This window comes from Devosia lacusdianchii (genome assembly GCF_022429625.1).
In the GTDB taxonomy this organism is placed as follows: Bacteria; Pseudomonadota; Alphaproteobacteria; order Rhizobiales; family Devosiaceae; genus Devosia; species Devosia lacusdianchii.
Genome location: NZ_CP092483.1, coordinates 3,439,870 through 3,452,124, shown reverse-complemented (window position 1 = coordinate 3,452,124; position 12,255 = coordinate 3,439,870). Strand labels below are relative to the sequence as shown.

Below are 12,255 nucleotides of genomic sequence, written 5' to 3'. Positions count from 1 at the left end.
GTGGCCTAGGGCAGTCACAGTGGTTTTTTGAGCAATCGTGCAAGGACGCCGATGATGCCCTCGCGGAACAGCAGCACGCTGATCACGAAGATCACCCCTTGCAACACGGTGACCCAGGCCCCGAAGCCGGCGAAGTAGTTCTGCATGGTGACGATCGCCGCCGCGCCGATCAAGGGTCCGAACACGGTGCCCATGCCGCCGAGCAGGGTCATCAGCACCACTTCGCCCGACATGGTCCAGTAGACGTCGGTCAGCGAAGCGAGCTGGAAGACGATGGCCTTGGTGGCGCCGGCGAGGCCTGCGAGGGTGGCCGACATGACGAAGACGGCGAGCTTGTAGCGATTGACCTTGTAACCCAGCGAGATGGAGCGCGGTTCGTTGTCCCGGATGGCCTTGAGCACTTGCCCGAACGGGGAATGGATGATGCGGTAGATCAGCAGCAGGGCGCTGAAGACGATGGCCAGCACGACGAAGTAGAGGGTGCGGTCGGAACTCAGATCGATGAGACCGAAGAGCTTGCCGCGCGGCACGGCCTGAATGCCGTCCTCGCCGCCGGTAAAGGGCGCTTGCAAGGCGAAGAAGTAGACCATCTGCGCGAAGGCCAGCGTCACCATGGCGAAGTAGATGCCCTGACGACGGATGGCGAGCACGCCGATGCCCAGACCCAGCACTGCGGATGCGGCGACGCCGAGCAGAATGGCGATTTCCGGATTGAAGCCCCAGACCTTGGCGGCGTGGGCGGCGACGTAGCTGGATGCGCCGAAGAAGGCGGCATGTCCGAAGGACAGCAGGCCACCGAAGCCCAGCAGCAGGTTCAGCGCGCTGGCGAAGAGGGCAAAGCACAATACCTTCATCAGGAAGACAGGGTAGAGCACGGTTGGCGCCAGGAGCAGCAGCACCAGGAGCCCGGCAAAAATCATCAGGTGATGGCGGGGCGTGCCGATCGGCAAGGCAGCGGTGGCGGAGGGATGGCCGGTATCCGATTGGGGGGTCATCACTGGGTCCTTCCAAACAGGCCAGCGGGCTTGACGAGCAGTACGATGGCCATGATGACGAAGATCACCACGGATGATCCTTCGGGATAGATGACGCGGGTCAGGCCTTCGACAATGCCGAGGCCGAAGCCGGTGAGGATGGCGCCCAGGATCGAACCCATGCCGCCGATGACGACGACGGCAAAGACCACGATGATGAGATCGGCGCCCATATTGGGATTGACCGAGTAGATCGGCGCGGCCAGCACGCCGGCGAGCGCGGCCAGGGCTACGCCGAACCCGTAGGTCAGCGTGATCATGCGCGGCACGTTGATGCCGAAGGCGCCGACCAGGGTGGGATTTTCCGTGGCGGCGCGCAGATAAGCGCCCAGTCTGGTCTTCTCGATTGCGAACCAAGTGGCAAAGCAGACGACGACCGAGGCGACGATCACCCAGCCGCGATAATTGGGCAGAAACATGAAGCCCAGATTGGTGCCGCCGGCGAGTTCGGTGGGAATGGAATAGGGCAGGCCCGACACGCCATACTGGTTGCGGAACAGGCCCTGGATGATCAGCGCCAACCCAAAGGTCAGCAACAGGCCATATAGATGGTCGAGGTGGTAGAGCCGGCTGATCATCAACCGTTCGATGACAACGCCTGATGCACCGACCACCAGTGGCACGATCAGCAGTGCCCACCAGTAGTTGATGCCGCCATAGGTCAGCAGCATCCAGGCGACGAAGGCGCCCATCATATACTGCGCGCCATGGCTGAAATTGATGATGTTGAGCAGGCCGAAGATGACCGCCAGCCCGAGGCTCAGCAGGGCATAGAAGGACCCGTTGATCAGGCCCAGCAGCAGCTGACCGAACAATGCCTGTGGCGGTATGCCCAAAAGCTCGAACATGAGAGTGATCCCGGTGAGAGCGAGGGCGCCCCGGCCGGAGCCGGGACGCCTGGGGAGGTCAGTTGGAGACGAAGGCGCAGCCGCCATCGGCCAGCGGCCGGAAGGCTTCGGCAGCGGGGATGGTGGCGAGTAGATTGTAGTAGTCCCATGGGCCGGTCGATTCAGCCGGCGACTTGACCTGGAACAGGTACATGTCGTGGATCTTGCGGCCGTCTTCACGGATCGTGCCTTCGCCAAACAGCGGGTCGCTGGTGGGGGTGGCCTTCATCGCGGCCATCAGGGCTTCGGTTTCCTTGCCACCGGTCGATTCAACGGCCTTGAGATAGTGCAGCACACTGGCATAGACGCCGGCATGAACCATGGTTGGCTTGGCGCCGCCGTGTTGAGCAGCAAAGCGCTCCGACCAGGCGCGGGTCTCATCGTTGAGGTCCCAGTAGAAGCTCTCGGTCAGCACCAGACCCTGGGCCGTTTCCAGTCCCAGCGCATTGATGTCGGTGATGAAGATCAGGAGGCCCGCAAGCGCCTGGCCGGCCTGGGTGATGCCGAATTCGGCAGCTTGCTTGATGGTGTTGACGGTGTCGCCACCGGCATTGGCGAGGCCGATCACCTGAGCGCCAGAGGCTTGCGCCTGCAGCAGGTAAGACGAGAAATCGGTGCCGGGGAAGGGATGGCGCACGGCGCCCAGGACTTCACCGCCGGCAGCTTCGACAACGGCCGTGGTATCCTTCTCGAGAGCCTGGCCGAAGGCATAGTCGGCGGTGATGAAGAACCACTTGGTATTGCCTTCCGCCACCATGGCCGAGCCGGTGCCATGGGCCAGAGCCCAGGTGTCGTATGTCCAGTGGACCGTATTGGGCGAGCACTGTGCGCCGGTCAGGTCAGCCGAGCCGGCGCCCGAGTTCATGAAGATCTTGTTCTTTTCGCGGGTCACTTCATTGACGGCGAAGGCGGCCGAGGAGGTCGGCACGTCCACGATCAGGTCGACGCCGTCCTGATCATACCAGGTGCGGGCGATCGTCGACGCCACGTCGGGCTTGTTCTGGTGATCGGCCGAGATGATCTCGACGGTGATGCCTTTGCCGGCAGCATCGAAATCTTCCACCGCCATGCGGGCGGCGATAACCGAGCCCTCGCCGCTGAGGTCGGCGTAGACGCCGGAGCGGTCGTTGAGTACGCCGATCTTGACGGATGTCTGGGCCATGGCCGTGCCGGCCAGCAGCAGGCTGGTGGCTGTCGCCAGTATCAGGGTCTTGAAGTTCATTATCGGTCTCCTCCCGAAATGGTGCCGTTTTGGCTTGGTGCTAGACGCCCAGATAGGCGTGCAGCTTGTTCATGTTGGCGGCGAGGTCGGCATTGGGGATGGTGTCGATCACCCGCCCCTGTTCGACCACGTAGTGCCGATCCGCGACCGAGGCCGCGAAGCGGAAGTTCTGTTCGACCAGCACGATGGTGAAGCCCTGGCTCTTGAGCTGGCTCAGGGTGCGGCCGATCTGCTGCACGATCACCGGGGCGAGGCCCTCGGTGGGTTCGTCGAGCAGCAGGAATTTGGCGCCAGTGCGCAGGATGCGGCCGATGGCCAGCATCTGCTGTTCACCGCCCGAGAGCTTGGTGCCCTGGCTGGAGAGCCGCTCGCGCAGATTGGGGAACATTTCGAGCACCGCCTCGCGCGTCAGCCCGCCCGGCTTGACCTGCGGCGGCAGCATGAGGTTTTCGTCGACCGAGAGGCTCGAAAAGATGCCGCGCTCCTCGGGGCAGAAGGCGATGCCGGCATGGGCGATCTGGCGTGGCGCGAGGCCGATCAGCTCGCGGCCATCGAAGCGCACCGAGCCCTGGCGCTTGCCCAGAATGCCCATGATGGCGCGGAGCGTCGTGGTCTTGCCGGCGCCATTGCGGCCGAGCAGGGTGACCACCTCGCCGGGACGCACGTCGAAGTTGATGCCGTGCAGAACATGGCTTTCGTCATACCAGCCGTTGAGGTCGCGGACGGCGAGCAAGCTGTCGGTCATGGTCTGCGCCTCACTCATGGCCCGCTCCGATATAGGCTTCGACCACGCGCGGGTCCTTGGAGACGGCTTCGTAGGGCCCCTCGGCCAGCACCTGGCCACGGGCGAGTACCGTGATGCGATCGGAGAGATCGGCGACGACAGAAAGATTGTGCTCGACCATGAGGATGGTGCGATTGGCCGAAATCTTGCGGATTAGCGTGGAGATGCGGGCTACGTCTTCCTGCGCCATGCCGGCCATGGGCTCGTCGAGCAGCAACATTTCAGGTTCGAGCGCCAGCGTCGTGGCGATTTCGAGCGCCCGCTTGCGGCCATAGCTGAGCTCGCCGGCGGTCTCGTTGGTGAAGCTCGACAGGCCTACCTCATCGATACGGGACATAGCCTCGGCATCGAGTTGGGAGAGCACGGTCTGCGAGCGCCAGAAATCGAAACTGTCGCCACGTCGGCGCTGGAGCGCGATGCGTACGTTTTCGAGGACGGTCAGCTTGGGGAAGACGGCGGATATCTGGAACGAGCGGACGAGGCCGAGGCGGGCAATGCTGGCTGCGGGCATCTGGGTAATGTCGCGGCCGTTGAGGGTGATCGTGCCCGAGGTGGGCTGCAGGAACTTGGTCAGGAGGTTGAAGCAAGTGGTCTTGCCGGCGCCGTTGGGGCCGATCAGGGCATGGATCGAACCACGGTGGACGTCGAGATCGACGCCGTTCACGGCGACGAAGCCCGCGAAGCGCTTGGTGAGGCCACGGGCGGACAGGATGACGTCGGGCTGACTGTCAGGGGCGGAGCTGGTTGTCATGGCAATACTCATTTCGCTGTCCAACCGCCGTCGATGGAAATTGCCGAGCCGGTGATCGAGCGAGCCAGATCGCCGCAGAGGTAGGCTGCCAGTTCGGCAATTTCCTCGGGCTGCACGAATTGGCGTGTTGGCTGGGGTGCCAGGATGACCTCGCGCACGACCTCGTCTTCACTCATGGCGTGGACCCGAGCCTGGTCGGCGACCTGGGCGGCCACCAGCGGCGTCCACACATAGCCCGGACAGATAGCGTTAACGGTAATGCCCTTTTCGGCGGTTTCCAGTGCCACGGCCTTGGTCAGGCCCACCACGGCATGCTTGGTGGCGACATAGGCCGATTTAAACGGAGACGCGCGCAGCCCATGAGCGGAGGCGATGTTGATGATGCGGCCCCAGCCGCGTTCGACCATGCCGGGCAGCGCGGCGCGGATGGTGTGGAAGGCGGAATCGAGGCTCACCGCGACAATGCGGTCCCAATCGGCTGCGGGCAGTTCTTCGATGGGGGCGACCTTCTGCACACCGGCATTATTGACCAGCACATCGAGCTGGCCAAACGTGGCGACGACGGAGCCGACCAAGTCATAGCCGCCGCCATTGAGCGAGAGATCGGAATGGAAGTAGCGCACGCTGCCGCCGTTGCCGGCAACGGCACGCATGATATCGGCCACGGCAGCTTCGGGCTCGAAGCTGTTGATGGCGACATCATAGCCCATAGCCGCGAACTTGCTGGCAATCGAGAGGCCAATGCCGCTCGTCGAGCCGGTGACCAATGCCACGCGCTTTGTCGTCATGCTCCACCCTGTAGCGGACTTCATAGGTCCGGTCTTTTGCCGGATACCTATCAAGTTCCGTGCCAAGCGCGGAACGCCCGGTTTGTGGGTGGTTTCGGACAGGGTGTCCGGCAGAATGTGTGCGGCGCACGCGACACTGTCCGGAAATCAGGACAGATCAGGCGCTGATATTGTGACGCTTGAGCTTTTCGTAGAACTGCGAGCGGGAGACGCCCAGCCGTAGAGCCGCGGCCGATTTTTGTCCGCCGGTGGACCGCAACGCGTCGAGGATGGCTTGCCGCTCGGTGTCGGCCACGGCATTGGCCAGTCCCTGATGCGTGGCGGCGGACTTGATAGCGCCAGGTGGTAGGGCTTTGCGGATGACCGCGGCGTCGAGCGTTTCGGTGGGTGCCAAGGCGGCGGCGCGCTCGAGCACGTTGCGCAACTCGCGTACATTGCCCGGCCAGGCGTGCGCCTGCAACAGGGCGACGGCGTCTGATGTGATAATCCACCCGCGCTGGTCGCCGGCGCGGCTGGTCTGTTCGAGCAGCGTTTCGCAGAGCAGCGCCATGTCCTCGCGGCGGTCGCGCAGCGGCGGCACATGAACCGTCAGCACGGCGACGCGATAGTAGAGATCGGCGCGGAAGCTCTTGTCGGCGATCTTGGCTTCAAGGTCCTGCGAGGTTGCGGCGATGATGCGCACGTCGATCTTCTTGACGGAGTTGGAGCCCAGTGCCTCGATCTCGCCCTCCTGCAAGACGCGCAGGAACTTGGCCTGGATGGCCAGCGGCATGTCGCCGATTTCGTCGAGGAACAGCGTGCCGCCATGGGCCAGTTCGAACTTGCCCTGTCGCGCCTTCTTGTCGGCGCCGGTATAGGCGCCGGGCGCTACGCCGAAAAACTCGGCTTCGAGCAGCGCCTCGGGTACGGCGGCCATGTTGACGGCGACGAAGGGGCCGTCGGCCCGGTCCGATTGCTGATGGATGGCGTGAGCCAGCAGTTCCTTGCCGGTGCCGGTTTCGCCCAGAATGAGGGCCGCGCCATCACGCAAGGCAAAGCGGCGCACCATCGCCTTGAGGTCCTTGACCGCCTCGCTCTGGCCGACAAAGCTCGATAGGGAATACTTGGTCTGGCGCTCGCGCGTCAGCGCCGCCTGGGCGCGCGTCAATTGCTTTTGCAGCGTTTCGAACTTGTCGAGGATCGGTTCGAGATAATCGACATTGTCGTAGAAGACGAAGCCGATCGCGCCCTCGACTACGCCCGCCGCGTCCTTGAGCGGGATGCGGCAGACGACGAATTGGCGGTCGTCGAAATTCATGATGTCGAGAAGGATTGGCCGCCCAGTCTCGACCACGCGACGCAGCAGCGAGTGCGGCAGCACGGTCTCGACCTCCAGGCCGATCGGGTCGAAATCGGGCGGCAGCTTTAGCAGTTCGCGATAACGTGCGTCCATCCAGGTGATGCGGGTCTGCGCATCGACGATGATGGCGCCCTCGAAGAAATCGCGCAGCAGGCTGAAGGCGCCGACGGCTTCTTCGATGCTGGCGAGGCTATTGGCAGCCGGCCAGCGTTCGGTTGTCGGTGTGTGCGCCATCGCCCGCCTCGCGTCGCCCTCGTCAGTGCTCGGAGTCTAGTCGTCGCTCACGCCACGGGCAACGGCATCACGCTCGCTCGATGCAGAGCGCGACGCCCATGCCGCCGCCGACGCAGAGCGTCGCCAGCCCCTTGCGCCCGCCGCGCCGCGCCAATTCGTGGAGCAGCGTGGTCAGCACGCGTGCGCCCGATGCACCAATGGGGTGACCAATGGCGATAGCGCCGCCATTGACGTTGACCCTGGCGGGGTCCCAGCCCATCGCCTGATTGACAGCGCAGGCCTGGGCGGCGAAGGCCTCGTTGGCTTCGATCAAGTCAAGGTCGGCGGCGTTCCAGCCGGCCTTGGCCAGCGCCTTGGTCGATGCGGGGATGGGGCCCGTGCCCATCACGGACGGATCGACGCCTGCGGTGGCCCAGCCGGCGATGCGGGCGAGCGGGGTCAGGCCGCGGCGCGCCGCTTCGTCGGCATGCATCAAAACCAGGGCGGCGGCGCCGTCGTTGAGGCCGGAGGCATTGCCGGCGGTGACCGTGCCATCCTTGTCAAAGGCCGGGCGCAGCTTGGCCAAGGCCTCGGCACTGGCGTCGGCGCGGATATACTCGTCGGCATCCACCACCACCTCGCCCTTGCGCGTCTTGACGGCGACAGGGGCGATTTCGGCGGTGAAGCGACCAGCCTGCTGTGCGGCTGCGGCCTTTTGCTGGGAGGCGAGGGCGAAGGTGTCCTGCGTGGCGCGGTCGATGCCGAACTGACGAGCGACATTCTCTGCGGTGATGCCCATGTGGTAGCCGCCAAAGGCGTCGATCAGCCCGTCCACCGTCATGGTATCGACCAGTGTTATCGGCCCCATCTTCGCGGGAGCGCGCAAGTGCTGGCAGTGGGGCGCCAGCGACATGGATTCCTGTCCGCCCGCCACGATGATGCGGGCATCGCCGGTGGCGATCTGCTGCATGCCGAGGGCGACGGCCCGCAGGCCTGAGCCGCAGACCTGGTTGACGATCCACGCCGTTGCACCCTGGGAGACGCCGGCGCGCATGGCGGCCTGGCGGGCCGGATTCTGGCCTGCGCCCGCCGTCAGCACCTGACCGAGGATGAGCTCATCGACCTCGTCGCCGGCCACGCCAGCGCGGGCGAGTGCTGCGGTGATGGCGGTGGCGCCGAGCTCGTGCGCTGGCACGGTCGAGAGGGCGCCCATGAAACTGCCGACCGCGGTGCGGGCGGCGCTGACGATGACGATATCGCTCATGGTGCTCTCCTCTACTGCAGGCCGACGCGGAAGTGTGCTTCAGTCTTGGCGGTGATCTCATCGAGGCTGATGCCGTCGGCCAATTCGATCAGCACCATGTCGGGGTCGCCGCGCCGGGCCAGCGTGAAGACGCCCAGGTCGGTGATGACGAGGTCGGCGACGCGCTGGCCAGTCAGGGGCAGGGTGCAAGCCTTGAGCAGTTTTGACTCGCCCTTGGCTTCGTGCTCCATGACGACGACGACGCGCTGGACGCCGGCCACGAGGTCCATGGCGCCGCCCATGCCCTTGACCATCTTGCCGGGGATCATCCAGTTGGCGAGGTCGCCATTCTCGGCCACCTGCATGGCGCCCAGGATCGAGAGGTCGATGTGCCCCCCCCGGATCATGCCGAAGCTATCGGCGCTGGAAAAGAAGCTGGTCAGCGGCAGTTCGGTGATGGTCTGCTTGCCGGCATTGATCAGGTCGGCGTCTTCCTCGCCAGCATAAGGGAACGGGCCCATGCCGAGCATGCCGTTCTCGCTCTGCAGGCGCACGTCGATGCCAGCAGGAATGTAGTTGGCGACGAGGGTCGGGATGCCGATACCGAGGTTGACGTAGAAACCGTCCTGCAATTCGCGGGCGGCGCGTTCGGCCATCTGTTCGCGGGTCCAGGCCATCAGTTTGCCTCCGCCGTGGCGCGCTGCCGGACGGTGCGCTGCTCGATATGCTTGACCGGATTGGGCACATGTACCAGCCGGGACACGAAGATGCCTGGAGTGTGAATCTGATCGGGCTCGATCTCGCCCACCTCGACGAGGTGTTCGACCTCGGCGATCGTCACCTTGCCGGCGGTGGCCATCATTGGATTGAAGTTTCGCGCGGTCTTGCGGTAAACGAGATTGCCCTCGGTATCGCCCTTCCAGGCGTGGACGATCGACACATCAGCCACCAGGCCCCGCTCCATAACATAATCCTCGCCGTCAAAGCTGCGAACCTCCTTGCCGTCGGCGATGATGGTGCCGACACCCGTCTTGGTGAAGAAAGCGGGTATGCCGGCGCCGCCGGCCCGGATGCGCTCGGCGAGCGTGCCTTGCGGGGTGAATTCAAGCTCGAGTTCGCCCGAGAGAAATTGCTGGGCAAAGAGTTTGTTCTCGCCGACATAGGACGAGATCATTTTCCGGATCTGGCGCGTTTCCAGCAGCGTGCCGAGGCCAATGCCATCGACGCCGGCATTGTTGGAAATGACGGTCAGATCCTTGGCACCCGACGCTTTGACCGCGGCGATCAATGCCTCGGGGATGCCGCAGAGGCCGAAGCCGCCCGACATTATGACCATGCCATCTTTCAGCAATCCGGCCATGGCCGCGCTTGCGTCCGCATAGACCTTTTGCAAAGCCTGTCCTCCCTCGTGTTCGTCGGCGCGGCCGCGCTTCTCGGCTGCCGCTTTCGTTGAGCCAAGGTAGGTCTTGCCCGCATCGAGCGGTTAGTCGTATTTATACGCTATGTCCGCATCTCTTTCCGAGGGCCAGAGAAGCCCGCCACACCGCTTCACACTGGACGAAATTCCGGTGCCGATGGTGTTCGCGACCCATCGCATCATCCGCGAATGCAATGCTGAATTCGCGGCGCTTTTCGGCTTCGTGCCCGATGACCTGACCGACCAGAGCTTTTCGCGGCTCTACCCTGAGATCGCCGATTTCGTGCGTACGGGGCAGATGTGGCGCAGTCATTTGCCCGGTGGGCAGGTCTATTACGACGAGCGCATCATGGTGGGCGCGGGCGGCCAGCGGTTCTGGTGCCGGGTCAATGGCCGTACGCGCGATAATGCGGATCCGTTCGCCGAGGCGATCTACTGTTTCGAGCCGATGAACCGGCCGGTGACCGAGGCGGCGATGACGGGGCGGCAACGGCAAATTCTGACGCTGGTGGCGCAGGGCAAGACTAATGCGGTCATCGCCGAAGAAATCGGCCTGAGTAAACGTACGGTGGAAGCCCACCGGCTGCGCCTCATGCGGCTGGTTCGGGTGCGCAATACGGCCGAGCTGGTCGCCTGGTTCCTCGCCTCGTCACCGGCACCGCTATAGAGGGTGGACGCGCCGGAGCACGTCCACCGTTCGACACATCAGGGCAGGATGTGACCGGCGGCGGTGAACAGGCGATACCATTCTTCGCGAGTCAGCGGAACGGCCGAACCGGCAGCGGATTCGGTGACCCGCTCCGGCTTGGTCGTGCCAAGCACCACCTGGATATTGGCGGGGTGGCGGGTGATCCAGGCCACGGCGATGCCGGTCGGGGTCACGCCATAGGCCTTGGCCAGTTCATCGATGGCGTCGTTGAGTTCGGCGTAGTTTGCGCGGTCGCCGAGGAAAACCCCGTCGAAGAAGCCCTTCTGGAACGGCGACCAGGCCTGCAGCATCATGCCGTTGAGGCGGGAGTAATCGAGCAGCCCGTTGTCGCGGTCGATCGACTGGTCGAGCCCGGCCATGTTGGCGGCGACGCCCGCAGCAATGAGCGGCGCGTGGGTGATGCTCAACTGCACCTGGTTGACGATGAGCGGCTGCTGGACGGCGGTCTTGAGCAGCGCGATCTGGCCGGGTGTGTGATTGGACACGCCGAAATGACGGACCTTGCCGGTGCTCTTGAGCTTGTCGAAGGCCGACGCGACGTCTTCGGGTTCAACCAGCGTGTCGGGCCGGTGCAGCAGCAGCAGATCGAGGTAGTCGGTGCGCAGGGCCGCCAGCGACTCATCGACCGTGCGCAGGATGTGTTCACCCGAAAAGTCGAAGAAACCCTTCCGAATGCCGACCTTGCTCTGGATGACAACCTGGTCGCGTTCCGCGGCAGTCAGCGTTATCGCGTCGCCGAAGCGGGCCTCGCATAGGTGACGCTCGCCACCATAGATATCGGCATGGTCGAAGACATTGACGCCGGCCGCGCGCGCAGCGCCAAATAATTGCTGGATCTCGGCATTGCTCATCGAGGCGATCCGCATCAATCCAAGAATGACGCTGGAAACGGAGCGCCCGGTCTGGGGCAGTTCATAGGTTTTCATGCAAGGCACCATGGGTGGAGGGGGTAACGGTCTGGCCCTGCATCGTTACCCGATATGAGCGGCATGCGCATACCTCCTTGTCGGCTTCAGCTTACGCGAAGGTGCAGGAGACCTTGCCGATCGTTTCGAAATCCACCGAGAGCGTTTGTCCTGGTAGGACCTGCAGAATTGGCGACCACGAGCCGGTGGTTACGATCTCGCCGGCATTGATCTGCTTGCCCTGGAGAGCCAGCTCACGCGCCAGCAGCGCTACCGCCTCGAGCGGATGGCCCAGAACAGCGCTACCCCTAGCTGTCACCACCGTTTCGCCGTTGATGCGGGCCGTCATCTCGACCCGATCGAGGCCATCCCAATCGACACGCATGGCGGGGCCGCAGATGGTGGCGACATGCAGGCCGAAATCGGCAATGGCGATCACGTCATTATGAGGGGCGCCGAACGCGCGGCGGCCCACAAGGCCGATAGTCGGGCGGCAGGCGACGATCGTCTCGGCGATGGCGGGCCGGCTGATTTCATCGCCCTTGAGAGGGAAGCTGTTGCCAATGGTGAAGGTCAGTTCGCACTGCGCACCGATAACACCCTGCGGCAGGTGGATGTGGCTATGTCCATCAAAAATGTCCCGTGCGGCGATGGGGCCGATTACGGGTTCGTGCAGGCCCAGTATCCGCTGGCAGGCCGCATTGGTGCCGGCCAGTGCATAGCCCTTGCGATCGCCATTGTAGGCGTCGAGAGCGGCGAGCTGGACCTCTGCCGCTTCCAGTTTCGACACGATTCCGGCAAATGCCAGGCCGGAGACCGTTCCGGACGCCCGGTTTTTGGCCAAGGCGATCGCTAGATTGTCGAGTGATACCGCATGCATGACAGTGGTCTCCATTTGGGCGGAGACAGACACCGGCAAAACGTGAAGTCAAATAAAAGTACACCTATAGGAATTCTATTTAT

At 63.9% G+C, this 12,255-nt stretch carries 13 protein-coding genes; 1 reads left to right on the top strand and 12 read right to left on the bottom strand.

Annotated elements, in window-relative coordinates:
- Positions 1–14: 14 nt before the first annotated feature.
- The 10 genes from MF606_RS17050 to MF606_RS17005 all read right to left on the bottom strand — a co-directional run bounded on the left by MF606_RS17050 (position 15) and on the right by MF606_RS17005 (position 9,654).
- Positions 15–995 carry a branched-chain amino acid ABC transporter permease gene (locus tag MF606_RS17050; protein ID WP_420842216.1) on the bottom strand — a complete coding sequence of 327 codons (981 nt, stop codon included), beginning with the start codon at positions 993–995 and terminating at the stop codon, positions 15–17.
- Positions 995–1,882, bottom strand: coding sequence for a branched-chain amino acid ABC transporter permease (locus MF606_RS17045; protein ID WP_240230532.1), 888 nt, complete (start codon positions 1,880–1,882; stop codon positions 995–997). Before MF606_RS17045 ends, MF606_RS17050 begins: the two co-directional genes overlap by 1 nt.
- A 58-nt stretch (positions 1,883–1,940) precedes the next feature.
- Entirely contained in the window at positions 1,941–3,143 is a 1,203-nt protein-coding gene (locus tag MF606_RS17040) for an ABC transporter substrate-binding protein (protein WP_240230531.1), read from the bottom strand.
- 40 nt (positions 3,144–3,183) lie between these two features.
- Complete coding sequence (locus MF606_RS17035; RefSeq protein ID WP_240230530.1) at positions 3,184–3,906, bottom strand: ABC transporter ATP-binding protein; 723 nt, start codon at positions 3,904–3,906, stop codon at positions 3,184–3,186.
- On the bottom strand, positions 3,899–4,678 hold the full coding sequence (locus MF606_RS17030; protein ID WP_240230529.1) for an ABC transporter ATP-binding protein: 780 nt from the start codon (positions 4,676–4,678) through the stop codon (positions 3,899–3,901). Before MF606_RS17030 ends, MF606_RS17035 begins: the two co-directional genes overlap by 8 nt.
- An 8-nt stretch (positions 4,679–4,686) precedes the next feature.
- A complete protein-coding gene (locus MF606_RS17025; RefSeq protein WP_240230528.1) occupies positions 4,687–5,466 on the bottom strand; it encodes a 3-hydroxybutyrate dehydrogenase in 780 nt (259 codons plus the stop codon).
- A 157-nt stretch (positions 5,467–5,623) separates the two neighbouring features.
- Entirely contained in the window at positions 5,624–7,039 is a 1,416-nt protein-coding gene (locus MF606_RS17020) for a sigma-54 interaction domain-containing protein (protein ID WP_240230527.1), read from the bottom strand.
- Positions 7,040–7,106: 67 nt separating this feature from the next.
- Positions 7,107–8,282, bottom strand: coding sequence for an acetyl-CoA C-acetyltransferase (locus MF606_RS17015; protein ID WP_240230526.1), 1,176 nt, complete (start codon positions 8,280–8,282; stop codon positions 7,107–7,109).
- Positions 8,283–8,293: 11 nt separating this feature from the next.
- Positions 8,294–8,938 carry a 3-oxoacid CoA-transferase subunit B gene (locus MF606_RS17010; protein ID WP_240230525.1) on the bottom strand — a complete coding sequence of 215 codons (645 nt, stop codon included), beginning with the start codon at positions 8,936–8,938 and terminating at the stop codon, positions 8,294–8,296.
- Complete coding sequence (locus MF606_RS17005; protein ID WP_240230524.1) at positions 8,938–9,654, bottom strand: CoA transferase subunit A; 717 nt, start codon at positions 9,652–9,654, stop codon at positions 8,938–8,940. Before MF606_RS17005 ends, MF606_RS17010 begins: the two co-directional genes overlap by 1 nt.
- 109 nt (positions 9,655–9,763) lie before the next feature.
- On the opposite strand from MF606_RS17005, the gene MF606_RS17000 reads away from it, so the two are divergent.
- On the top strand, positions 9,764–10,345 hold the full coding sequence (locus MF606_RS17000; protein ID WP_275693095.1) for a PAS and helix-turn-helix domain-containing protein: 582 nt from the start codon (positions 9,764–9,766) through the stop codon (positions 10,343–10,345).
- A gap of 38 nt (positions 10,346–10,383) precedes the next feature.
- On the opposite strand, the gene MF606_RS16995 is transcribed toward MF606_RS17000, so the two are convergent.
- Entirely contained in the window at positions 10,384–11,313 is a 930-nt protein-coding gene (locus MF606_RS16995) for an aldo/keto reductase (protein ID WP_240230523.1), read from the bottom strand.
- A gap of 91 nt (positions 11,314–11,404) precedes the next feature.
- Positions 11,405–12,172 (bottom strand): 2-keto-4-pentenoate hydratase, encoded by a 768-nt coding sequence (locus tag MF606_RS16990; RefSeq protein WP_240230522.1) that lies wholly within the window; start codon positions 12,170–12,172, stop codon positions 11,405–11,407.
- Positions 12,173–12,255 lie beyond the last annotated feature (83 nt).